The organism is Kitasatospora sp. MY 5-36 (assembly GCF_001182915.1).
In the GTDB taxonomy this organism is placed as follows: Bacteria; Actinomycetota; Actinomycetes; order Streptomycetales; family Streptomycetaceae; genus Kitasatospora.
In genome coordinates this window covers 1-22,824 of the sequence record NZ_LFVW01000001.1, presented here as the reverse complement: position 1 = coordinate 22,824, position 22,824 = coordinate 1, and the positions used below count along the sequence as shown (strand labels likewise).

Genomic DNA, 22,824 nt, shown 5'->3' with positions numbered 1-22,824 from the left:
GACGCGCCCGGAACGGCCCCGCGCCGCCTGTGGGATCGGCCACAGGCCCCCGCGCGCCGGAATCCCCGCGCGCGGGGCGCACGCGCCGCCCGCACGGTTCGTACGCCCAACCCGCGCAGGCCTCCTGACGGCACGCCCGCAACCGTTCCGATCGGCCGAAACCCGGTGGACGCCCCGCACTCCGGCACCACCGCCCGCCCCCGTCCCGTCGACGCCGGGCGGTGCCCGTGGATAGGGTCGGACCCCATGGCTGGCAGAGCGCCGGGCACACCGCCCCAGACGACTGCGACGAGGCCCGGCGCCGCCCCGGCGTCCGAGTCCGTGACGGCCCGGTTGCGCAAGAGGCTCCGCCGGGTCCGCCGAAGGCTGCGCACGGCCGGGGTGGACTACTTCCGCGGCGGCGCCGCCGACTGGCCGGTGCTCTGCGCGCTCGCCCTGCTCGTCCCGCTGCTGATCATGCTCAACATCTGGATCCCCGGCTGGGCCCCGCCCACCTCCCTGGTCCTGCCGATCCTGGCCGGCGCCCTGCTGCTGCGCCCCGGCAGCCTGGTGGTGCTCTACGCGCTGGCCGCCCTCGGCCTCTCCTCCGAGTCCGTGATCCACACCGGCCAGCGGGTCGCCAGCAACAACCCCGAGGCGTACCTCTACGGGGTGACCCCGGGCGCGGCCCTGGTGGTCGGCGCCGCCGGCGTGGGCGGCCTGCTGCTCGCCCAGTTCCGGGCCCGGGTCGGCGTGCCCTGGTGGGGCGGCTCCACCATGCTGTTCGACCTGCGCGAGCGGCTGCGGGTGCAGAGCCGGGTGCCCGAGCTGCCGGACGGCTGGCACGCGGACATGGCGCTGCGCCCGGCCGGCGGCCAGTCCTTCTCGGGCGACTTCGTGGTCGCCGCGCGCACCGGCCCCGGCCAGCGGCTGCTGGAGGTGGTCCTCGCGGACGTCTCCGGCAAGGGCATGGACGCCGGCTCCCGCGCCCTGCTGCTCTCCGGCGCCTTCGGCGGCCTGGTCGGCTCGCTGCCCGCGCACGACTTCCTGCCCGCCGCCAACGGCTACCTGCTGCGCCAGTCCTGGGAGGAGGGCTTCGCCACCGCCGTCCACCTGGTGCTGGACCTGGACACCGGCGAGTACGAGCTGCTCTCGGCCGGGCACCTGCCGGGCATGCAGCGGCTGGCCGGGGAGGGGCGCTGGGAGGTGAAGCAGGCCGAGGGCCCGCTGCTGGGGATCTACGACGGCGCCAAGTTCGAGGGCGTGCGCGGCCGGCTGAACCGGGGCGACGTGCTGATGCTGTGCACCGACGGCATGGTCGAGGCGCCGGGCCGGGACCTCGGGGAGGGCATGGACCGGCTGATGGGGGAGGCGGACCGGCTGGTGCCCGGCGGCGGACCCGGCACGGGCGCGGGCGCCGCGGGCGCGCTGATCGAGACGGTCGCCCGGGACATCAACGACGACCGCGCCGTGCTGCTGCTCTGGCGCGACTGACGCCCGCCGACGCCCGCCCGGCCCCCGCTGCCGGGGCACATGCCGGAGGCAGCCGCGGCTGTCAAGCCTGGCAGCTGATCTTCAGCCAAATCGGACGCCCCGTCGACTGACCGGACCACTGGCTTCCGTTACCCGCCCCCGACGGTTTCCCGGCCGCTCAGCACGGCCCCGCCGACGATTCGTCAGGACGGCTCCGCTATCGTCCCGGTCGGCGGAAACTCGTCTCGCATCGCAGGATATCGGCGTTGGGCTGACTTTCAGACCTTTACGCAATCGGCACGGTCGACCACACTGAGTCCGGGCGGGACTGTTCAGGATTCGGGGGATAGGGGGCGTCACGTGCGGCACGACAGACAGCGGTCGACCGCGGGCTCCCTCACCGGCGGTGTGCCGGACGGTCCGCGATTCCGCCTCGGGACCGTCGGACAGGCCGGGGTCCGGCTTTCGCAGGTGCCGCCGGGCGGCGGCACCACGCTATGAAAACGAGGAAGTGAGTCCGGGTGGCACTCTCCGTCTCCGCACTGGTCCTGTTCGCGATCCTGTGCATCATCTTCATCCGCAACAAGCAGATGAAGATCCCGCACGCGATCGTCGCCGCCCTGTTCGGCTTCATGCTGCACGAGACCACGGTCGCGACCTCCATCAACTCCCTGCTGGCCAACCTCGCGCACAGCATCTCCGGCATCACCGGAGGCTGATCCGGCCGGGCCGTCCGCATCCCCGCCGCGGGGCTACCGGCCGGCCCGTCTGGCTTCCCGCCAGCGAGCGAACAGTCCCCGGGGGCGCGCGGCCGCCGGGGCCGGGACACGCATCGGTGCGGGTGCCACGGCACCCGCCGACGTGTGCTGCCCCGACGCCGCCGGCTCGGCCGTCAGCAGGACGAACAGCCGGGCCCAGCACAGCCGTTCACCCCGCGGCCAGTCCAGCGCGCGCAGCGCCGCCGAGGCCGCCTCCGACACCTCGCCGCCCACCCGGACCTCGGCGACGTCGTCCCCCGCCTTGCCGCCCAGGAAGAGCTTGACGCCCACCGGCCCGGTCCCGGTCAACTCCGCGCGCAGCGCGGGCGCGAGCGCCGGCAGCACCCGGTGCTCGGCCAGCCAGCCCGCCAGGTGCTCGTTGCCGAAGCCGAACACCGCGGCCGGCCCCTGCACCGCCCGCCAGCCCGGGAGTTCGGGCAGGGCCGGGCGGTCGGCGTGCACCCCGCGGCCCTCCGCGAACTCGACCAGCACCGGGGCGGTGGTGGTCGCCCACATCTTCACCGCGTTGGCGAGCTTCTCCTCCTCGGTCTTGCCGAGGCCGGCCGCGCAGTCCCACACCACCGGGGCGTCCGCCCGGCCCAGGTGCAGCACGAAGCCGAGGTCCACGTGCCCGGCGCCGTCGTCCCCGGGGTGCTCGCGGACCGCCACCGCCGTGGTGCCGGGGCCGCGGACCACCTCGCCGTCCGGGCGGAACACCTGGCCCAGCCGCGCCATCTCGCGGACCACACAGCGCTGTATGACGGCCAGCCGCTCCTGAGGACCCACCGGGACTCCTCCACCTCGGGAGCGCGCGGATGAGGTCGCGCTCGAACTCCGCTCGAACGCCGCCGAGGCTATCGGCCTGGCAGCCCACCGGGAAACCGTGCGGACCCCGCGGCCCTCCGGTCGCGGAAATGTCCGGCATGCCCCACTTTGGGCAGCGGAACCTGAAGGCCGTCCGCCCGGAGGACCCGCATGCCCCGCAGTACCGCTCCGCCCCCGCCCGTCCTCCTCGCCCCCGGTCCGCCGCCGTTCGGCCCCGCGGACTCCGGACTGGTCGCCGAGATCGAGGCCTACCTCGCCTCGCTGCCCGCCCCCGCGCGCACCCCGGTGCCGTACGTCTGCCCGTACGGCAGCACCGTGCGGCCCTGGCAGGCCGGCCACCCCGAGCCCCGGGCCACCCTGCTCGACCGGGCGCTGGGCCGGCCCGCCCGGCCCGTCCCGGTCGCGGCGGCCGACCACCTCAGGCTCGCCTCCCGCTACATCGGGGCGCACGGCTGGCTCCAGGGCGCGATGTGGGACGAGGCCGGCCGGGTCTGCCTGCTCGGCGCGCAGGCCGCCGTCCTGGCGCACGGCTACGGCACCCCGGCCACCGTGCGCACCGCCCGGGTCCAGCTGATGGAGGTGCTGCACGCCACCGGCCGCCCGGCGCGCTCCCCGGACGAGTACAACGACCGCCCGACCACCCGGGAGGGCGACGTCCACCAGCTGCTGGACCGGGCCGCGGCCCGGGCCGCCCGGCTCGGGCTCTGAGGCCCCCGCGATGCCTCCGGGTGGCCCCCGCGACGCCTCCGGGGGCTTTCCGGGCGGGAAAACGTCGACGGCCCCGGTGTGCTGGGCACACCGGGGCCGGACCGGAGAGCGGGCGACGAGAATCGAACTCGCGTGACTAGTTTGGAAGACTAGGGCTCTACCATTGAGCTACGCCCGCACGACCTTCCCAGCCGTCACCGGCCGGAAGTTCGGGGGACAGCCTACCTGGTCCGGCCGCCCGCGTGCACACCGGATCGCGCACACCCCCTGCGCGCCCGCGCGGTATATCCCGCGTCGCGCCCGGGCGGATTGTGTCGGCGAGCCGCCCAGGCCCGGCGTGTACGCTTCCTCTCGGCACCACGGGGTGTGGCGCAGTTTGGTAGCGCGTCCGCTTTGGGAGCGGAAGGCCGTCGGTTCGAATCCGGTCACCCCGACAGTGCGGCAGGGTCTCGTCCGTAGGGGCGGGGCCCTGTTCTGTCTCGGCGCTCCCGGACGGCGGTACGGTGGCGCCTGGCGTCCGCCTTTGGTGGTACCGGTAGGATGGGGCGCTGGCGGTAGTCCCTGTGGCGTCAACCCAGGTCAACCGCACGAGGGCGAGGAGTCAAGCTCACCGTCCACCCCACGGGAGATGCAGCTCCAACCGCCCATCGCCCGTCTCGTCCGACCCCCCTTCCGGCTCCGTCCGGACGACGGGGACGGGCGGAGACAACCTGACCGCAAGCCCCTAGGAGACCTAACCGTGAAGAGCGCCGTCGAGACTCTGAACCCGACCCGGGTTCGACTCACCGTCGAGGTGCCCTTCGAGGAGCTCAAGCCCAGCCTCGACGCGGCGTACAAGAAGATCAACCAGCAGGTCTCGGTCCCGGGCTTCCGCAAGGGCAAGATCCCGAACCGGGTCATCGACCAGCGCTTCGGCCGTGGCGCCGTGCTGGAGGAGGCCGTCAACGACGCCCTGCCGCGCTTCTACACGCAGGCCGTCGACGAGGGCAAGATCGAGGTCCTCGGACAGCCCGACATCACCAACATCGAGGGTGTCGAGAAGATCGCCGATGGCGGCGACCTGAAGTTCACCGCCGAGGTGGACGTTCGTCCCGAGGTCACCCTGCCGGAGTTCTCCTCCATCGAGGTGACCGTCGACCCGATCGCCGTCTCCGACGAGGACATCGAGAAGTCGCTGGAGCAGCTGCGCGAGCGCTTCTCCTCGGTCAAGGACGTCGAGCGCGCCGCCGCCGCCGGTGACATCGTGGTCGTCGACCTGGTGGCCAAGGTCGACGGCGAGGTGCCGGAGGACGGCACCGCCAACGGCGTCAGCTACGAGATCGGCTCGGGCCGTCTGATCGACGGCATCGACGAGGCCGTCATCGGCCTGTCGGCCGGCGAGGAGAAGACCTTCGAGACCGAGCTCAAGGGTGGCACCCAGGCGGGCAAGACCTCCGAGGTCTCCGTCACCGTCACCGCCGTCCAGGAGAAGGAGCTGCCCGAGCTGGACGACGAGTTCGCCCAGCTGGCCAGCGAGTTCGACACCCTGGAGGACCTGCGCGCCGACTCCCGCAAGCGCCTGGAGCGCATGAAGGAGTACGACCAGGCCACCCAGGCCCAGGAGAAGGTCCTGGACGCGCTGCTCGCGCTGGTTGAGATCGAGTACCCCGAGAAGCTTCTCAAGGACGAGGTCGAGACCCGCAAGCACAACGTGGAGCACCACCAGCTCCAGCCGATGGGCCTCACCATCGACGCGTACCTGGAGACCCAGGGCAAGACCCGCGAGGAGTGGGACGCGGAGATCGAGGAGCAGGCGAAGAAGGGCATCAAGACCCAGTTCGTCCTGGACCAGATCGTCGCCAACGAGGAGCTGGGTGTTAACCAGGAGGAGCTCACCGAGCACCTCATCCGCCGCGCCGCCGGCTCGGGCCTGACCCCGGACCAGTTCGCGCAGCAGGTCGTCCAGGGCGGCCAGGTTCCGCTGCTGGTCGGCGAGGTCGCCCGCGGCAAGGCGCTGGCCACCGTGGTCGAGGCCGCCAAGGTCGTCGACACCGAGGGCAACGAGGTCAACTTCGACGACGAGGACGAGACGGCCGAGACCGTCGAGGCCGCCGCCGAGGAGACCGCCGCCGAGGAGAAGACCGAGGCCTGAGCGCCCCGGTAGCCCCTTCCGGCCGCAGCGGGCCCGGACGCCGTACGGTGTCCGGGCCCGCTGTCGTCCGGCCCGGCGGCCGCCGCGACCCTGCGCTCACAGCGAACAGTTCTGCGTGAGGGATTCTGCGGCCGGGCCTGCGCGTTAGGGTCCTTGGACAGCAACAATCACGACGTGATACCCGGAAGCTGTGCGACACCGCGACGGCCGTGGAGCGACCGTCCAAATCGACTGAGCAGGTGGCTAAGTGACGTTCCCGCAGATGCAGATGCCTGGCCCGATGGCACCGCACGCCGCCGCTGGTGACGTGCTCGGCGGCCTTGGCGACCAGGTCTACAACCGGTTGCTCAACGAGCGGATCATCTTCCTCGGCCAGGCGGTGGACGACGACATCGCCAACAAGATCACCGCGCAGCTGCTGCTGCTGGCCGCGGACCCGGAGAAGGACATCTTCCTCTACATCAACTCCCCGGGCGGCTCGATCTCGGCCGGCATGGCGATCTACGACACCATGCAGTACATCAAGAACGACGTCGTCACCATCGCGATGGGCATGGCGGCCTCGATGGGCCAGTTCCTGCTCACCGCGGGCGCCCCGGGCAAGCGCTTCTCGCTGCCGAACTCCACGATCCTGATGCACCAGCCCTCCGCGGGCCTCGGCGGTTCCGCCACCGACATCCGGATCCAGGCCGAGCAGCTGCTCCGCACCAAGAAGCGGATGTCCGAGCTGATCGCGCACCACAGCGGCCAGTCCTTCGAGCAGATCACCGCCGACTCCGACCGCGACCGCTGGTTCACCCCGGAGGAGGCCCTGGAGTACGGCCTCATCGACGCGATCATGCACAGCGCCGCGGACGTCCCCGGCGGCGGCGGCACGGGCGCTGCCTGAGCCTCGGCCCGGCCCGCGACACCACAGCCCCAACGCCTCGGAGGACAAGGACCCCCATGAACATCCCCAGCCTGTCGGCCGCCCAGGCCCGCGTCGAGGACATGCGCGCCGAGGGCCGCTACATCGTCCCGCGCTTCGTCGAGCGCACCACGCAGGGCATCCGCGAGTACGACCCGTACGCCAAGCTGTTCGAGGAGCGCATCATCTTCCTCGGCTCGCAGGTCGACGACGTCTCGGCGAACGACATCATGGCGCAGCTGCTGTGCCTGGAGTCGATGGACCCGGACCGCGAGATCCAGATGTACATCAACTCGCCCGGCGGCTCGTTCACGGCTCTGACGGCCATCTACGACACCATGCAGTACGTGAAGCCGGACATCACCACGGTCTGCATGGGCCAGGCGGCCTCCGCCGCGGCCGTGCTGCTCGCGGCCGGCACCCCCGGCAAGCGGATGGCGCTGCCGAACGCCCGGATCCTGATCCACCAGCCGTACACCGAGACCGGCCGCGGCCAGGTGTCCGACCTGGAGATCCAGGCCAAGGAGATCTTCCGGATGCGCGAGCAGCTGGAGGAGATGCTGTCCAAGCACTCCAACCGGACGGCGGAGCAGGTGCGCGAGGACATCGAGCGCGACAAGATCCTGACCGCCGAGGAGGCCGCCGAGTACGGCCTGATCGACCAGATCATCTCCACCCGCAAGACCTCGCTGACCTCCTGAGGTCGGCTCCCTCCGGCCCGCGAGCGGGTCGGCGGGGCCCGTCGGGGCGGGGTGTGCACACGGGTGCGCCCCCCGCCCCGGCCCATCGGCGGGCCCGTGCGACGGCATCTGTTCGGTATCAATTCGCCCAGGGCGTAGGGCAGACCTGGCGAAGAGGACGGAATCACGGGCCCGGCAGAGTACCGTCGGATAGCGAGACCGAGCGCCGTCGGCGTTGACGGTCCACAGCACCAGGCCCCGGAACCCCTGCGGGGCCCCTGGCGAAGGGGAAGCACCTCGTGGCACGCATCGGAGACGGTGGCGACCTGCTCAAGTGCTCGTTCTGCGGCAAGTCGCAGAAGCAGGTGAAGAAGCTGATCGCCGGCCCAGGCGTGTACATCTGCGACGAGTGCATCGACCTGTGCAACGAGATCATCGAGGAGGAACTCGCCGAGACCTCCGAGGTGCGCTTCGAGGAGCTCCCGAAGCCGCGCGAGATCTACGAGTTCCTGGACCAGTACGTGGTCGGCCAGGATCTCGCCAAGAAGGCGCTGTCGGTCGCCGTCTACAACCACTACAAGCGGGTCCAGGCGGGTGAGGCGGGCCGCAGCGGGGGCAACGGCCGCGAGGACGCCATCGAGCTGGCCAAGTCCAACATCCTGCTGCTGGGCCCCACCGGCTCCGGCAAGACGCTGCTGGCGCAGACCCTGGCCCGGATGCTGAACGTGCCGTTCGCGATCGCGGACGCCACCGCGCTGACCGAGGCCGGCTACGTCGGCGAGGACGTCGAGAACATCCTGCTCAAGCTGATCCAGGCGGCCGACTACGACGTCAAGAAGGCCGAGACCGGGATCATCTACATCGACGAGATCGACAAGGTCGCGCGCAAGAGCGAGAACCCGTCGATCACCCGGGACGTCTCCGGCGAGGGCGTGCAGCAGGCCCTGCTGAAGATCCTGGAGGGCACCACCGCGTCGGTGCCGCCGCAGGGGGGCCGCAAGCACCCCCACCAGGAGTTCATCCAGATCGACACCACGAACGTGCTGTTCATCGTCGGCGGCGCGTTCGCCGGCCTGGAGCGGATCATCGAGGGCCGCGCGGGTGCCAAGGGCATCGGCTTCGGCGCCAACATCCGCTCCAAGCGGGAGTCGGACGCCAGCGACCACTTCCGCCAGGTGATGCCCGAGGACCTGGTGAAGTTCGGCATGATCCCCGAGTTCATCGGCCGTCTGCCGGTGATCACCAGCGTGCACAACCTGGACCGCGAGGCGCTGCTCCAGATCCTCACCGAGCCGCGCAACGCGCTGGTCAAGCAGTACCGCAAGCTGTTCGAACTGGACGGCGTGGAGCTGGAGTTCTCCCGGGACGCGCTGGAGGCGATCGCCGACCAGGCGATCCTGCGCGGCACCGGCGCGCGCGGGCTGCGGGCCATCATGGAGGAGGTGCTGATGTCCGTGATGTACGAGGTCCCCTCGCGCCAGGACGTCGCCCGCGTGGTGGTCACCGGGGACGTCGTCTCCAAGCACGCCATCCCCACCCTGGTGCCGCGCGACATGATCAAGCGCGAGCGCCGGGAGAAGAGCGCCTGACCCGAGGCCGACGCCACGAGGAGGGGCCCCGCACCGGATCCGGTGCGGGGCCCCTCCTCGTGGCGTGCGCGCTACTTGGCGACGACCATGGCGTCGCGGATCGCCCTGGTCTGGTCGGCCGCCTGGGTCAGGGTGGTCTCCTGGCCGCCGGTGAGCTGGCCGTGGCTGTTCACGTTCATCTTGCTGAAGGTGACCCGGCCGGTGGTGGACCGGTCCGCCCACACGCAGACCGTCGGACCGGGCTTGCCCGCGATCCCGGCCACGCCGCAGGAGAGCTTCGCGGAGGAGTTCCTGGAGTCGCGGGCCGGGAAGTCGGTCAGCGGGGTGGTCCAGGTGACGTCGTCGTCGCCGGTGCTCTTCTTGGCGTCCGCGATGATCTTCCCGGGGTCGTTGAGCTTCCCGTAGACGCCGAGCACCGAGAAGGTGTCGAGGTCGGTGCCCCGGCTGTAGCTGGCCGCGATCACGTGGAGGTCCTTGCCGAAGTCCGCCGCCTCCGGCTTGTTCGGGTCGACTGCCTTGTCCTCGGCCGACTTCTGGGAGTAGCCGTCCGGGATGGTGTCCGGGGCGGACATCCGGTACCGGCCGCCCTGGTCGTTCCCGCCGAGGAACTTCCAGGCGGCGAAGCCGCCGCCGCCCAGCACCAGGGCGCCGACCACCAGCCCGATCACCAGGCCGCCCTTGCCCTTGCGCTGCTGCGGCTGCTGCGGGTAGCCCGGCTGGCCGTACGGGGCCTGCGGAGGCACGCCGTACGGCTGCTGCGGGGGCTGGCCGTACTGCGGTTGGCCGTACGGGGGCTGCGGCTGCGGTTGGCCGTACTGCGGCCGGCCGTACGCGGGCGGGGGCGGGGGTGCGCCGTACGGCTGCTGCGGCGGCGGGCCGTACGGCGGCTGACCCCCGTACGGCTGCGGCTGTCCCTGCGGGTACTGCTGTCCCTGGCCGTACATCTGCGTCCGTGCTCCCCCGCCGCACCCGCGGCCTGTCGTCTGTCCGGTCGTCCGTGCCCGTCCGGTCCACCGGACGAGTGCCCGGGCACGCTACCGCACGGCGCCGGGCCGGGCCCCGTCCGGTCCGCGCCGGGGCCGCGGGCCGGAAAGCGGTTCGTGACCCACCCCCCGGTTACGTAAACTGTGCGTCGTGACCGACACGACGAACCAGCGCCCCGTGAGCACCTTTGCCGGGGACGAAGCAGCGACCCTCCCGACGACCTACACCCCCGCGGACGTAGAGGGCGAGCTGTACGAGCGCTGGGTAGACCGTGGCTACTTCACCGCGGACGCGAAGAGCGACAAGCCCGCGTACACCATCGTCATCCCCCCGCCGAACGTCACCGGCGTCCTGCACCTGGGCCACGCCTTCCAGCACACGCTGATGGACGCGCTGACCCGCCGCAAGCGCATGCAGGGCTTCGAGACGCTCTGGCTGCCCGGCATGGACCACGCCGGCATCGCCACCCAGAACAAGGTCGAGCAGCAGCTCGCCGAGGAGGGCCTGTCCCGGCACGACCTGGGCCGCGAGGCCTTCGTCGAGAAGGTCTGGGAGTGGAAGAAGAGCTACGGCGGCCGCATCCTCGGCCAGATGCGCCGCCTCGGCGACGGCGTGGACTGGTCGCGCGAGCGCTTCACCATGGACGAGGGCCTGTCCCAGGCCGTCCAGACCATCTTCAAGCGGCTCTTCGACGACGGCCTGATCTACCGCGCCGAGCGCATCATCAACTGGTGCCCGCGCTGCCTCACCGCGCTGTCCGACATCGAGGTGGAGCACGAGGACACCCCGGGCGAGCTGGTCTCGATCCGCTACGGCGAGGGCGACGACTCGATCGTCGTGGCCACCACCCGGGCCGAGACGATGCTGGGCGACACCGCGGTGGCCGTCCACCCGGAGGACGAGCGCTACAAGCACCTCGTCGGCCGGACCATCAAGCTGCCGCTGACCGACCGTGAGATCCCGGTCGTCGCCGACGAGCACGTCGACCCGGAGTTCGGCACCGGCGCCGTCAAGGTGACGCCCGCGCACGACCCGAACGACTTCGCCATCGGCCAGCGCCACGACCTGCCCAACCTGTCCGTCATGGACGAGTGCGGTGCGATCACCGTGCACGGCCCCTTCCTCGGCATGGACCGGCTGGAGGCCCGCTCGGCCGTCGTCGGCGCGCTGCGCGAGCAGGGCCGGATCGTCGCCGAGAAGCGTCCGTACATGCACGCGGTCGGCCACTGCTCGCGCTGCCACACCGTGGTCGAGCCGCGGCTGTCGCTGCAGTGGTGGGTCAAGGTCGAGCCGCTGGCCAAGGCCGCCGGCGACGCCGTCCGCGACGGCAAGGTGGAGATCCACCCGAAGGAGCTGGAGCGCCGCTACTTCGACTGGGTCGACAACATGTACGACTGGTGCATCTCGCGCCAGCTCTGGTGGGGCCACCGGATCCCGGTCTGGTACGGCCCGGACGGCGAGGTCGTCTGCGTCGGCCCCGACGAGCAGCCGCCGACCGGCGAGGGCTGGCACCAGGACCCGGACGTCCTGGACACCTGGTTCTCCTCCGGCCTGTGGCCGTTCTCCACGCTCGGCTGGCCGGAGAAGACCGCCGACCTGGAGAAGTTCTACCCGACCGACGTCCTGGTGACGGGCCACGACATCATCTTCTTCTGGGTCGCCCGGATGATGATGTTCGGCCTGTACGCGATGGACGGCGAGGCGCCGTTCAAGACCGTCGCCCTGACCGGCCTGGTGCGCGACGAGTTCGGCAAGAAGATGTCGAAGTCCTCCGGCACCGCGGTCGACCCGCTGGACTGGATGGACGCCTACGGCGCCGACGCCGTCCGCTTCACCCTGGCCCGCGGCGCCAACCCGGGCGCCGACGTGCCGATCGGCGAGGACTGGGTCAAGGGCTCGCGCAACTTCTGCAACAAGATCTGGAACGCGACCCGCTTCGCGCTGATGAACGGCGCCACCGTCGAGGGCCCGCTGCCCGCGCCGGAGGAGCTGACCGCGGTCGACCGTTGGATCCTGTCGCGGCTGAACGCCACCGTCGCCGAGGTGGACGGGCTGTACGAGGACTACCAGTTCGCCAAGGCCACGGACGCGCTGTACCACTTCGCCTGGGACGAGGTCTTCGACTGGTACGTCGAGCTCTCCAAGACCACCCTGGCCAAGGGCGGTCCGCAGGCGGACGCCTCGCGCCGGGTGCTGGGCGAGGTCCTGGACGTCACCCTGCGGCTGCTGCACCCGGTCGTCCCGTTCGTCACCGAGGCGCTGTGGACGGCGCTCACCGGCGCCGAGTCGCTGGTCGTGACCGAGTGGCCGAAGGACAGCGGCTACCGTGACGCGGCCGCCGAGTCGGAGATCGCCACGCTGCAGCAGGTGGTCACCGAGGTCCGCCGGTTCCGTTCGGACCAGGGCCTGCAGCCCGCGCAGCGCGTCCCGGCCCGGCTGGAGCTGGCCGGCACCGTGCTGGCCGTCCACGAGGACGCGATCCGCTCGCTGCTGCGGCTGACCGCGCCCGAGGAGGGCTTCGCGGCCACCGCCTCGCTGCCGGTGGCCGGTGCCACCGTGTCGCTGGACCTCTCCGGCACCATCGACGTCGCGGCCGAGCGCAAGCGCCTGGCCAAGGACCTCGCGGCCGCCGAGAAGGAGAAGGCCCAGACCACCGCCAAGCTCGGCAACGAGGCGTTCCTCGCCAAGGCGCCGGACGAGGTGGTCGCCAAGATCCGGGGCCGCCAGGAGGCCGCCGAGGCCGACATCGCCCGGATCACCGCCCAGCTCGCGGCGCTGCCGCAGGGCTGACCGCCCGTCCCCGCCGAAGGGGCCGTACTCCGCGACGCGCGGGGTGCGGCCCCTCGGCGTTTTCCGGGTTCCGGTTCCGGTTCGGCTTCCCCGGCCGCTTTCCTTACACCAAATAGCCCAGGAACATTGCTCCCTTCCGGCGAATTATCATCCTGCGACCGGGTGAGGTCCTATTCCGAGCGAATTGATTCCGGTCTTGCCCGCGCGGGTTCGCGGAAGTTTGCAGGTCCGCTGTGTACCGTGTGCACGGAGTTTCCGAATGGGCGTTTCCGCTGAGCGTTCCTGCTGAGCGACGGACGGGAGGGCATGGCGTGGTGGTGACCGAGGAGTTGGCCGACGAACTGCCTCTGGAGGCGGTCGAGGAGGCCAAGGCCAGGGCGGCGACCCTGCTGCTCGCGTTCCGGCACGGCAACCAGATCGCGTTCGACCACGAGCTGGACCTGCTGTTCGCCGAGCACGCCGAGCGCGAGGTGACCACCCTGCTCGCCTGGATCGCCGCCGAGGCCGTCCGCAAGGCGTACGCCCCCGAGGTCGGCGACCGGGTGCTGCGGGCGATGGCCCGGCGGGCCCCGGAGGACACCGGCGGGGTCGCGGTGGACGAGGAGACCGCGAACGCGGCCCAGCTGATCGAGGCGGTGGCGGCCGGCGAGGTGGCCGAGGTCCGCGGCCTGGTGGCCGCGACGCCCGACACCACCTTCCTGCTCGGCGGTCTGCTGCAGGGCGTCGCGATGATGCTGCCGCTGCTGCCCGACGGTGAACTGGCCGAGATCACGGCCGAGTTGCGCCGTCGGCACGGCGGCGCCGCGCACGTCCCGGAGGCCCGGGCCGGGGTCTGAACCCGGGCCTCCGGCAGACCGGCCGCGCCGGTTACGGCATGGCGTGCAGGTGCGAGCCGATGGTGCCGGCCACCGGGTTGCCCGCCTTGGCGTCCCAGTTGGTCGACCAGGTCATCGCGCCGCCGATGCCCGGCCAGGTGGTATCCGGCTTGTAGCTGCCGCAGTTGGTGCCGGAGGCCAGGCAGTCCAGCGCGTTGTTGACGGTGCCGGCGGCGAGGTACCCGCCGCCCGCGGCGCTGGTGGAGGCCGGCACCCCGAGGCCCACCTGGTCGGGCCGCAGCCCGCCCTTGAGCTGGATGCAGGCCAGTGCGGTGAGGAAGTTCTCGGTGCCCTGGGAGTAGACGTTCCCGTCACAGCCGTTCATCGCGCCGGAGTTGTAGTACTGCATGTTGACGATGGTGAGGATGTCCTTCACGTTCAGCGCCAGCTTGAAGTACTCCATGCCGGTCGACTGCATGTCGATCGTCTGCGGCGCCATGGTGAGGATGAATCCGCTCCCCGCCTTCGCCGCCAGGGCGTGCAGCGCCTGGCCCATGTAGGTGGAACTGATGCCGTTCTCCAGGTCGATGTCGATCCCGTCGAAGCCGTAGCTCTGCATCAGCGCCCAGGCGGTGCTGGTGAAGGTCGCGGCGGAGGCGGAATCGCCCACCCAGACCGTGCCGTTCTGGCCGCCGATGGAGAGCACCACCCGCTTCCCGGCCGCCCGCTTGGCCGCGATGTCGGCCTTGAACTGGGCGTCGGTGTAGCCGCCGAGGCGGGAGGAGAGCGCCGGGTCGAGGGTGAAGCTCAGGCCGCCGCGGGTGGCGGTGGCGTCCGCGAAGGAGACCGCGATGATGTCGTAGGCGGCCGGGACGTCGCTGATCCGCTGGACGGTGGCGCCGTTGTCGAAGTTCTGCCAGTAGCCGGTGAGGATGTGCTTGGGCAGGTCCGGCGGCTTGCCGGTGGAGGTGGGGGTGGGCGTGCCGCTGTCCGTGGGGGTGGCCGTCGGACTCGGCGAGGCGGTGGAGGTGGCGGTGGCCGTCGGGCTCGGTGACGGCTGCGGTCCGCCGGGGCCGAGCAGCGAGACGTCGTCGGCGGCGAAGGCCGGCTGCCCGTACCAGCCGTGCAGGTAGACGGTGACGCTGGTGGTGTTGGGGCCGGTGGTGAAGCTCGTGGTCAGCTGGGTCCAGCCGCCGGCGCCGGGGGTCCAGGTGCTCGGATCGGTGCCGCCGGTGCCGCGGGCGCCCAGGTAGACGTACGAGCCCTGCACCCAGGAGCTCAGGGTGTACGCGGAGGAGGGCTTCACCTGGACGGTCTGGGTGCACTCGCCGGTGTCGCTCCCGGCCGGGGTGGACTGCAGGGCGTACGTGCCGGAGTGGACGGTGGTGCGCTGGACCGTACCGCTCGAACAGGTCCAGCCGGACAGGTTCCCGGTCTCGAAGCCGCCGTTGACGATCAGGTCGGTGTCGGCGGCGTGGGCGCCGGTGCCGCCGGCCAGGACGAGTCCGCCCAGGCCGATGACCAGGGCGCTCGCTCCGGCGAGCAGGGAGTGGACGGCGCGCGGGCGCCGGTGTCGGGCAGGTGGCATGACTCCGTCTCCAGTGGGGGAGGCCCGGCGGGCGCCTCGTGGGGGAGGAGCGCCGTCCGGGGTGTCGATGGTGCGCGTGCGGGAGCTACCGACAACTCAAGTCCCGGTCGGGAACGGAGACTTGCCTCACAAGGTGGAGTAGACCAATTCTGCTGTCAAGAGGACCTACGCCGCCGACGGCAAGGCCTGCCGGCCGGCCGGGCCGGCAAGTGCCGCGGTCAGCGCGGCGATCCGGGCCGAGGCCAGGCCGTCGCCGTACGGGCTCGGGGTGGCCGCCAGCCGGGCGAGCAGCTCGGGGGTGTCGGAGAGCCAGGCGCGGGCCAGGGTGCCCAGCTCCTCGCCGGGCCGCACCAGCGCGGCGAAGCCGGCCGCCACCGCCTCCGGACGCTCGGTGGAGCGGCGCACCACCAGCAGCGGGCGGCCGAGCACGGTGCACTCCTCTTGCACGCCGCCGGAGTCGGAGACCAGCAGCGCCGCGTGGCACGCCAGGCCCAGGAAGTCGCCGTAGCCGACCGGGCCGGTGACGGCGAGGCGCTCCAGCAGGCCGTCCAGGCCGAAGCGTTCGACGGCGGCCCGGGTGCGCGGGTGCATCGGGAACAGCACCGGGGTGCCGGCCCGGGCGATCCGGTCCAGCTCGGCGAGCACCGCGCCGAGCGCCTCGGCGGTGTCGGTGTTCTCCGGGCGGTGCACGGTGGCCAGCACGTACGCGTCCGGGCGCAGGCCGTGCGCGGCGAGCAGCGCGGCGCGGGCGGCCCCGTCCGGCAGCTGACGGCGGACCACCTCGACGACGGTGTTGCCGGTGAGCTCGATCCGGTCCTCGGCCAGCGACTCGGCGCGCAGGTTGGCGACGTTCTCCCCGGTGGCGGCGCAGAGCAGGTCGGAGACGTGGTCGACCATCACCCGGTTGTGCTCCTCGGGCATCGCCCGGTCGAAGCTGCGCAGCCCGGCCTCGACGTGGACCAGCGGGATCTCCCGGGCGTTGGCGGCCAGCGCCCCGGCCAGGGTGGCGTTGGTGTCGCCCTGGACGACCACGGCGGCGGGGCGGTCCTCGGCGAAGGCGGCGTCCAACTGGCCGAGGGACTGGGCGATCTGACCGGCCCGGGGGCGGCCGCCGACCCCGGTGAGCAGCTCCGGCCGGGGCAGGTCCAGGTCGCGCAGGAAGCGGCCGGACATCGCCTCGTCCCAGTGCTGGCCGGTGTGCACCAGCCGGGTGGCGTCGCCGAGTTCGTGGATCAGCGGGGCGAGCTTGACCAGCTCGGGGCGGGTGCCGAGGACGACGGCGACGCTGGACGGGGGCAGGCACATGCTCATGCGGGGCTCCGGTGGCGTGGGGGAGGGGCGGCGCGAAGGGGGAGGGGCGGGCTCAGGACTCGAGCGCGGTGGGGGCGCCGAGGGCGGTCTTCTCGGCGTTGCGGCGGGTCTTGGCCCAGCCGTTGCGGCCGAGCAGCATCCGGACCGCGGCCCGGGTGGCGACCACGAACAGGTGGTAGGCGTAGAGCCAGACCAGGACGCCCCAGAGCAGCCCGGTGAGCCGGCCGCGGTCGGGGTGGACGGCCCGGCGGTAGGCGAAGCCCCAGAACACCATCGGCAGCGTGGCGAGCACGAAGGCGAGCAGCATCCACGGGCCGAACCGGAGCTGGAACTCGGCGGTCTCCTCCGGGAAGAGCACCAGCCCGGCGCCGGTGATCCCGAGCGAGACGGGGAAGAGCAGCACCAGCAGCACGCAGACCACCGGCTGGAGGAAGGTGTACAGCACCTCGGCCTTGCCGGTCGCGGTGTAGTGCGGCGAGCGCAGCACCCGGCCGGTGTAGCGCAGGCACTGCATGTTGCCCTGGGCCCAGCGGGTGCGCTGGGTGAGGAAGCGGCGCGGCGAGATCAGGCCCTCCTGGGAGACCTGGGCCTCGGTGACGTGGGTGAGCCGCCAGCCGGCCAGGCGCAGGTCGAGGCCGGACTCGTAGTCCTCCAGCAGGGCGCGCTCCGGCCAGGGGCGACCGGCCCGGCCCTCCTCGGCGGTGAGCGAGTCGAGGGCGGTGAGCCGGACGAACTGGCCGTTGCCGCCGAGGCCGACGCTGCCGGTGCGGCGGCGCAGCAGCTGCATGCCGGTGTTGGTGGCCTGGAACTCGACGTCCTGCATCCGCACCAGCGCGCGGGCCAGGGCGTTGGCGATCCGGCCGCGGCCGGGCAGCGGGAGCTCGTCGTCGGCGTTGCGCATCCGGACGCCGATCTGGACGGCGCCGGTGTCGGGCCGGCCGAGGGCCTTGGGGTTGCAGACCCGGGCGAGGGTGCCGGGGTCGAGCTGCCCGTCGGCGTCGACCACGCCGATCACCACCCGGGAGCGGTCGGTGCCCTCGGGCAGCCGGGCGGAGATCTCCCGGTAGGCGGCGTTGAGGGCGGCGCCCTTGCCGATCCGGGCGTGCGGGCGGCGGCGCTGGACCAGGTGGATCCGCGGGTCGCGGGCCGCGGCGGCGAGGACCAGCTCGCGGGTGGCGTCCTCGCTGTCGTCGTCGATCACCCACAGGTGGGCCTCGGGCGCGCTGGTCCGCAGGCCGTCCAGGGTCTGGGTGACCACGGCCTCCTCGTCGCGGCAGGGGATCACCAGGTGCCACCGGAAGGCGGCGGGGTCGCCGGGCTCGGCGGGGCGGCCGTGCCGGAAGGCGTGGCGGGAGCCCGCCCAGTACACGAGGAAGCGTCCGAAGACGAGGGCCATGTAGCCGACGAGCGCCAGGGAGATCAGTCCGGCGACCCAGACGACGGCGTCCTGGCGAAGCACGATCCACTCGTGCAGGGCGTCGGGCATGGCGCAGCGCTCCCAGTGATCAAAGGCTGAAGGCTCCTATCGATTGCGAATCGATGCTTCATTGCGGTTCAAATCGCTAAATCAATAGTAAAGGGAGGAAACTAGCTGATCATGGGAAAGAACGGGCAAAGTGGTCGTTCTCACCCCGTGAGGAGGACCCGCCAGCGCTCCGTAGACTGTGGACGTGAGCGACAAGGCCGACCCGAACCCGTACACCATCCGCCCCGCCGACGGCGGTACCGGCGACGCCCTGCGCGACGTCGAGGTGGAGCTCTCCAAGCGCTGGCCGGAGAACAAACTGGAGCCCTCGCTCGACCGGATCGAGGCGCTGATGGACATCCTGGGCCAGCCCCAGCGGTCCTTCCCCTCCATCCACATCACCGGCACCAACGGCAAGACCTCCACCGCCCGGATGATCGAGCAGCTGCTCAACACCTTCGAGCTGCGCACCGGCCGCTACACCAGCCCGCACGTGGAGTCCGTCACCGAGCGGATCACCCTGGACGGCGCCCCGATCACCCCCGAGCGCTTCGTCGAGGTCTACCGCGACATCGAGCCCTACGTGCAGATGGTCGACGCGGCGCAGCCGGTGCCGATGTCCTTCTTCGAGGTGCTGACCGGCATGGCCTACGCGGCCTTCGCCGACGCCCCGGTGGACGTCGGCGTGGTCGAGGTCGGCATGGGCGGCTCCTGGGACGCCACCAACGTCATCGACTCCGCCGTCGCCGTGATCACCCCGATCGGGCTGGACCACACCGACAAGCTCGGTGAGACCACCGGCGAGATCGCGGTCGAGAAGTCCGGGATCATCAAGTCCGGCGCCGTCGCCGTCGTCGCCCAGCAGCAGCTGGACGCCGCCCAGAACATCCTGCGCCGCGCCGTCGAGGTGGACGCCACGGTCGCCCGCGAGGGCATGGAGTTCGGCGTGATCCGCCGCGAACTCGCCGTCGGCGGCCAGCTGGTGACGCTGCGCGGACTCGGCGGCGAGGAGTACGAGGACGTCTTCATCCCGCTGCACGGCGAGTACCAGGCGCACAACGCGGCCCTCGCCCTGGCCGCGGTCGAGGCCTTCTTCGGCGTCGGCGGCGCGCGCGGCGGGCAGCTGGACGTGGACAAGGTCCGCCAGGGCTTCTCCGGCGTCTCCTCGCCGGGCCGCCTGGAGGTCGTCCGCCGCAGCCCCACGATCGTCCTGGACGCCGCGCACAACCCGCACGGCGCCCGCGCCACCGTGGCCGCGCTCACCGAGTCCTTCGGCTTCACCCGGCTCGTCGGCGTGATCGGCACCTCCGGGGACAAGGACGTGGCCGGCGTGCTGGAGGCCTTCGAGCCGATCCTGGCCGAGGTCGTCATCACCCAGAACTCCACCCACCGCGCGATGGACGTCGACGCGCTCGCCGCCCTCGCCGTCGAGATCTTCGGCGAGGACCGCGTGCAGGTCGAGCCCCGGCTCGACGACGCCATCGCCGCCGCCGTCAGCCTCGCCGAGGAGGAGGGCGACCTCGGCGGCGCCGGGGTGCTGGTCACCGGTTCGGTCATCACGGTGGGCGAGGCCCGCCTGCTGCTCGGGAGGAAGTGACATGAGGACGCTCTGCTCCTCGACTCTGATCGGCGAAGTGCTGCTGGTCCTGTTCGCGGCGCTGGTCGCGATGCGGCTCACCGACGTCTCCAACGCGGAGATCTGGACGGTCAGCGGCATCGCGATGGCGCTGTGCGTCCTGCTCTGCGGCATGATCGACCGCCCCGGCGCGGTGCAGATCGGCTGGGCGCTGCAGATCGGGCTGATCGCCAGCGGCTTCGTGCTGCCGACCATGTTCGGGCTCGGCGTGGTCTTCGCCGGCCTGTGGTGGTGCTCGGTGCACTACGGCCGCAAGGTGGACGCGTTCAAGGCCGCCAGGGCCGCCGCGGAGGCCGCCGCCGTACAGGCCTGAGGCCCGGACCAGCGGACCGACACGCCGTGTACGCAAGGTAATCTCTGCCCTGTCGGCGCCGCCTGTCGACCCGACTGTCTGCCGAACCGAATCCCCAGGAGACGCACCGTGTCCCAGCGCACTCTCGTCCTGCTCAAGCCCGACGCCGTCCGCCGCGGCCTGGCCGGCGAGATCATCAGCCGCATCGAGCGCAAGGCCGGCTGGCGGTTCGCCGCCATCGAGCTGCGCACCTTCGACCGGGCGACGCTGGAGCAGCACTACGCGGAGCACGTGGGCCGCCCGTTCTACGAGCCGCTGCTGGAGTTCATGACCACCGGCCCGTCGATCGCGCTGATCGTCGAGGGCGAGGAGGTCGTCAAGGGCATCCGCATGCTGGCCGGCGCCACCAACCCGCTGGAGGCCGGGGCCGGCACCATCCGCGGCGACTACGCGACGATCACCCGCGAGAACCTGATCCACGCCTCCGACTCCCCGGAGTCCGCCGAGCGCGAGATCAAGATCTTCTTCCCCGCGCACGCCTGATCCGGCGAGCGGGACCCGGGCGACACGCCCGGGGGGACGTTCGTACCGCCCCGGTCGGGACCATTGGCCCGGCCGGGGCATTCTTATCGTGAAATAGGGAACTGGCGGCGCCGACACGGCGTCCCAATCCTCGGAGATGCGATCACGCCCCGGACAATGGACGGTATGCCCCACGCCGACGTCCGTACCGAGTGGCGTGGCTACGATGGACGCGACTCAAGGGCCCGGTAAGACAGCTCAGCTGTTCTCCGCCACGCGTGGACGCGCGCATTCGTCCACCCCCCCATGAACTCCGAGCCCGGGAAGGCACCCACACCCCATGGCGAGCAACCTGTCGTTCATCGGCCGCGACTTGGCGATCGACCTCGGAACAGCCAATACGCTGGTGTACGTCAGGGGCAAGGGCATCGTTCTGAACGAGCCGTCCGTCGTCGCGGTGAACACCAACACCGGCGGCATCCTCGCCGTCGGCGCCGAGGCCAAGAAGATGATCGGCCGCACCCCGGGCAACATCGTCGCCATCCGCCCGCTCAAGGACGGCGTGATCGCCGACTTCGAGATCACCGAGCGGATGCTGCGGTACTTCATCCTCAAGATCCACCGCCGCCGCTACCTCGCCCGCCCCCGCGTCGTGGTCTGCGTGCCCTCCGGCATCACCGGCGTCGAGCGCCGCGCCGTCATCGAGGCCTCCTCGCAGGCCGGCGCCCGCCAGGTGCACATCATCGAGGAGCCGATGGCCGCCGCGATCGGCGCCGGCCTGCCCGTCCACGAGGCCACCGGCAACATGGTCGTCGACATCGGCGGCGGCACCACCGAGGTCGCCGTGATCTCCCTCGGCGGCATCGTCACCGCCCAGTCCATCCGGGTCGCCGGCGACGAGCTGGACAACGCGATCGTCCAGCACATCAAGAAGGAGTACTCGCTGCTCCTCGGCGAGCGCAGTGCCGAGCAGATCAAGATGAGCATCGGCAGCGCCTTCGGCCTGGAGGGCGAGAAGGACGAGCACGCCGAGATCCGCGGCCGCGACCTGGTCAGCGGTCTGCCCAAGACCGTGGTCATCTCCGCCGCCGAGGTCCGCGAGGCCATCGACGAGCCCGTCAACGCGATCATCGACGCGGTCAAGACCACCCTCGACCAGTGCCCGCCCGAGCTGGCCGGCGACGTCATGGACCGGGGCATCGTGCTCACCGGCGGCGGCGCCCTGCTGCGCGGCCTGGACGAGCGGCTGCGCCGTGAGACCGGCATGCCGATCCACATCGCGGAGAACCCGCTCGACTCCGTCGCGCTCGGCTCCGGCAAGTGCGTCGAGGAGTTCGAGGCGCTCCAGCAGGTACTCGACGCTTCGCCGCGTCGTTGACAGGTCGCCGCACCACCGGCACCACGCGTCACATCAGACACTCGACTGAACGGGCCGCCGCCCGGGCCCCACAGCCCCGGGCGGCGGCCAGGTACGAAGGGGCAGTACCAGCACCGTGAGGGACACACGAGAGAGCCGGCTGCTGCTGATCCTGCTGGTGGCCGTCGCCTTCGCGCTGATCACCGTGGACATCAAGGGCGGTGAGGACTCCCCGCTCGGGCCCGCCCGGCACGCCGCCGCCAGCGTCCTCGGACCGGTCGAGCGCGGAGCCGCCACCGTCGTCGATCCGGTCGCCGACACCGTCCGCGCCTTCCGCGACGCGGCCACCGACAGCGGCCGCACCGACCAGCTCGCCCGCGAGAACACCGAACTCCGGCAGAAGCTCGCCTCCTCCGACATGGCCACCGGGCGCACCAAGCAGCTGGACGACCTGCTGCGCACCGCCGGCGCCGGCGGCTACACCGTCAAGGCCGCCCAGGTCATCGCGATCGGCCCGGCCCAGGGCTTCTCCTGGACCATCACCATCGACGCCGGCAGCGACGACGGCCTCACCCGCGACATGACGGTGATCAACGGTCAGGGCCTGGTCGGCCGGATCACCACCGTCGCGCCCACCACCGCCACCGTGCTGCTCGCCTCCGACCCCGGCTTCTCGGCCGGCACCCGGCTGGAGGGCACCGGCGAGATCGGCTTCGCCTCCGGCGGCGGCGACAGCCCGATGAAGGTCTCCCTGCTCAACGGCAAGGCCCAGGTCAAAGCCGGCGACCGGCTGGTCACCTTCGGCTCGCAGAGCGGCCGCCCGTTCGTCCCCGGCGTCCCGGTCGGCAAGGTCGTCGAGGTCCAGGCCAACGCCGGCCAGCTGACCAAGACCGTCCTGGTCGAGCCCTTCGTCCAGTTCACCCGGCTGGACCTGGTCGGCGTGGTGGTCGTGCCGCCGCGCGCCGACCCGCGCGACGCCGTCCTGCCGCCGGCGCCCGCCGCGGGCCAGCCGGC

General features: G+C 71.8%; 19 protein-coding genes and 2 tRNA genes. 15 read left to right on the top strand and 6 right to left on the bottom strand.

Annotation, left to right across the window (positions count from 1 at the left end; translation table 11 throughout):
- The first annotated feature begins 246 nt into the window (after positions 1-246).
- Both AE652_RS00105 and AE652_RS00100 read left to right on the top strand, forming a co-directional pair.
- Positions 247-1,473 carry a PP2C family protein-serine/threonine phosphatase gene (locus AE652_RS00105; RefSeq protein WP_079271718.1) on the top strand — a complete coding sequence of 409 codons (1,227 nt, stop codon included), beginning with the start codon at positions 247-249 and terminating at the stop codon, positions 1,471-1,473.
- Between the two features lie 500 nt (positions 1,474-1,973).
- A complete protein-coding gene (locus AE652_RS00100) occupies positions 1,974-2,171 on the top strand; it encodes a hypothetical protein (RefSeq protein WP_049648957.1) in 198 nt (65 codons plus the stop codon).
- Between the two features lie 33 nt (positions 2,172-2,204).
- On the opposite strand, the gene AE652_RS44695 is transcribed toward AE652_RS00100, so the two are convergent.
- A complete protein-coding gene (locus tag AE652_RS44695) occupies positions 2,205-2,996 on the bottom strand; it encodes a DUF6348 family protein (protein ID WP_143204453.1) in 792 nt (263 codons plus the stop codon).
- Between the two features lie 189 nt (positions 2,997-3,185).
- On the opposite strand from AE652_RS44695, the gene AE652_RS46015 reads away from it, so the two are divergent.
- Entirely contained in the window at positions 3,186-3,743 is a 558-nt protein-coding gene (locus AE652_RS46015; RefSeq protein WP_049648955.1) for a hypothetical protein, read from the top strand.
- 107 nt (positions 3,744-3,850) lie between these two features.
- On the opposite strand, the gene AE652_RS00085 is transcribed toward AE652_RS46015, so the two are convergent.
- Positions 3,851-3,921: transfer RNA gene (locus AE652_RS00085), tRNA-Gly, on the bottom strand.
- Between the two features lie 182 nt (positions 3,922-4,103).
- On the opposite strand from AE652_RS00085, the gene AE652_RS00080 reads away from it, so the two are divergent.
- The 5 genes from AE652_RS00080 to clpX all read left to right on the top strand — a co-directional run bounded on the left by AE652_RS00080 (position 4,104) and on the right by clpX (position 9,050).
- Positions 4,104-4,177: transfer RNA gene (locus tag AE652_RS00080), tRNA-Pro, on the top strand.
- Between the two features lie 305 nt (positions 4,178-4,482).
- The gene (tig, locus tag AE652_RS00075; RefSeq protein WP_049648954.1) at positions 4,483-5,874 is read left to right on the top strand and encodes a trigger factor; all 1,392 of its coding nucleotides are present in this window, start codon (positions 4,483-4,485) and stop codon (positions 5,872-5,874) included.
- Positions 5,875-6,142: 268 nt separating this feature from the next.
- Entirely contained in the window at positions 6,143-6,763 is a 621-nt protein-coding gene (locus AE652_RS00070) for an ATP-dependent Clp protease proteolytic subunit (protein WP_049648988.1), read from the top strand.
- 56 nt (positions 6,764-6,819) lie between these two features.
- Positions 6,820-7,482: an ATP-dependent Clp protease proteolytic subunit gene (locus AE652_RS00065; RefSeq protein WP_049648953.1), complete on the top strand. Its 663-nt coding sequence runs from the start codon at positions 6,820-6,822 to the stop codon at positions 7,480-7,482.
- 278 nt (positions 7,483-7,760) lie between these two features.
- Positions 7,761-9,050 (top strand): ATP-dependent Clp protease ATP-binding subunit ClpX, encoded by a 1,290-nt coding sequence (gene clpX, locus AE652_RS00060; RefSeq protein WP_045696864.1) that lies wholly within the window; start codon positions 7,761-7,763, stop codon positions 9,048-9,050.
- 71 nt (positions 9,051-9,121) lie between these two features.
- Here the strand turns inward: clpX and AE652_RS46010 are convergent, their stop codons facing one another.
- A complete protein-coding gene (locus tag AE652_RS46010) occupies positions 9,122-9,994 on the bottom strand; it encodes a hypothetical protein (protein WP_049648952.1) in 873 nt (290 codons plus the stop codon).
- Between the two features lie 190 nt (positions 9,995-10,184).
- Between AE652_RS46010 and AE652_RS00050 the strand changes: the two genes are divergently transcribed.
- Entirely contained in the window at positions 10,185-12,824 is a 2,640-nt protein-coding gene (locus tag AE652_RS00050) for a valine--tRNA ligase (protein ID WP_049648951.1), read from the top strand.
- A 311-nt stretch (positions 12,825-13,135) separates the two neighbouring features.
- Positions 13,136-13,660: a hypothetical protein gene (locus tag AE652_RS00045; RefSeq protein ID WP_049648950.1), complete on the top strand. Its 525-nt coding sequence runs from the start codon at positions 13,136-13,138 to the stop codon at positions 13,658-13,660.
- Between the two features lie 31 nt (positions 13,661-13,691).
- On the opposite strand, the gene AE652_RS00040 is transcribed toward AE652_RS00045, so the two are convergent.
- The 3 genes from AE652_RS00040 to AE652_RS00030 all read right to left on the bottom strand — a co-directional run bounded on the left by AE652_RS00040 (position 13,692) and on the right by AE652_RS00030 (position 18,024).
- A complete protein-coding gene (locus AE652_RS00040; RefSeq protein WP_049648949.1) occupies positions 13,692-15,227 on the bottom strand; it encodes a chitinase in 1,536 nt (511 codons plus the stop codon).
- A gap of 165 nt (positions 15,228-15,392) precedes the next feature.
- Positions 15,393-16,538, bottom strand: coding sequence for a non-hydrolyzing UDP-N-acetylglucosamine 2-epimerase (gene wecB, locus AE652_RS00035; protein ID WP_369808239.1), 1,146 nt, complete (start codon positions 16,536-16,538; stop codon positions 15,393-15,395).
- Positions 16,539-16,590: 52 nt separating this feature from the next.
- Positions 16,591-18,024 (bottom strand): glycosyltransferase family 2 protein, encoded by a 1,434-nt coding sequence (locus AE652_RS00030; RefSeq protein WP_082345126.1) that lies wholly within the window; start codon positions 18,022-18,024, stop codon positions 16,591-16,593.
- 184 nt (positions 18,025-18,208) lie between these two features.
- Between AE652_RS00030 and AE652_RS00025 the strand changes: the two genes are divergently transcribed.
- The 5 genes from AE652_RS00025 to mreC form a co-directional block, all read left to right on the top strand.
- The gene (locus tag AE652_RS00025; protein ID WP_079271806.1) at positions 18,209-19,600 is read left to right on the top strand and encodes a folylpolyglutamate synthase/dihydrofolate synthase family protein; all 1,392 of its coding nucleotides are present in this window, start codon (positions 18,209-18,211) and stop codon (positions 19,598-19,600) included.
- Position 19,601: 1 nt separating this feature from the next.
- Complete coding sequence (locus AE652_RS00020) at positions 19,602-19,952, top strand: DUF4233 domain-containing protein (RefSeq protein WP_049648948.1); 351 nt, start codon at positions 19,602-19,604, stop codon at positions 19,950-19,952.
- Between the two features lie 108 nt (positions 19,953-20,060).
- A complete protein-coding gene (gene ndk, locus AE652_RS00015; RefSeq protein ID WP_049648947.1) occupies positions 20,061-20,474 on the top strand; it encodes a nucleoside-diphosphate kinase in 414 nt (137 codons plus the stop codon).
- 331 nt (positions 20,475-20,805) lie between these two features.
- Entirely contained in the window at positions 20,806-21,831 is a 1,026-nt protein-coding gene (locus AE652_RS00010) for a rod shape-determining protein (RefSeq protein ID WP_049648984.1), read from the top strand.
- Between the two features lie 115 nt (positions 21,832-21,946).
- A partial coding sequence (mreC, locus tag AE652_RS00005; RefSeq protein ID WP_049648946.1) for a rod shape-determining protein MreC occupies positions 21,947-22,824 on the top strand: 878 nt, incomplete at its 3' end.

Excerpts from the sequence above, each read along its gene's own strand:
- AE652_RS00105 (WP_079271718.1), top strand. The coding sequence starts at position 247 with ATGGCTGGCAGAGCGCCGGGCACACCGCCCCAGACGACTGCGACGAGG.
- AE652_RS46015 (WP_049648955.1), top strand. The coding sequence starts at position 3,186 with ATGCCCCGCAGTACCGCTCCGCCCCCGCCCGTCCTCCTCGCCCCCGGT.
- AE652_RS00070 (WP_049648988.1), top strand. The coding sequence starts at position 6,143 with ATGCCTGGCCCGATGGCACCGCACGCCGCCGCTGGTGACGTGCTCGGC.
- AE652_RS00065 (WP_049648953.1), top strand. The coding sequence starts at position 6,820 with ATGAACATCCCCAGCCTGTCGGCCGCCCAGGCCCGCGTCGAGGACATG.
- AE652_RS46010 (WP_049648952.1), bottom strand. The coding sequence starts at position 9,994 with ATGTACGGCCAGGGACAGCAGTACCCGCAGGGACAGCCGCAGCCGTAC.
- AE652_RS00040 (WP_049648949.1), bottom strand. The coding sequence starts at position 15,227 with ATGCCACCTGCCCGACACCGGCGCCCGCGCGCCGTCCACTCCCTGCTC.
- wecB (WP_369808239.1), bottom strand. The coding sequence starts at position 16,538 with ATGAGCATGTGCCTGCCCCCGTCCAGCGTCGCCGTCGTCCTCGGCACC.
- AE652_RS00030 (WP_082345126.1), bottom strand. The coding sequence starts at position 18,024 with ATGCCCGACGCCCTGCACGAGTGGATCGTGCTTCGCCAGGACGCCGTC.
- AE652_RS00020 (WP_049648948.1), top strand. The coding sequence starts at position 19,602 with ATGAGGACGCTCTGCTCCTCGACTCTGATCGGCGAAGTGCTGCTGGTC.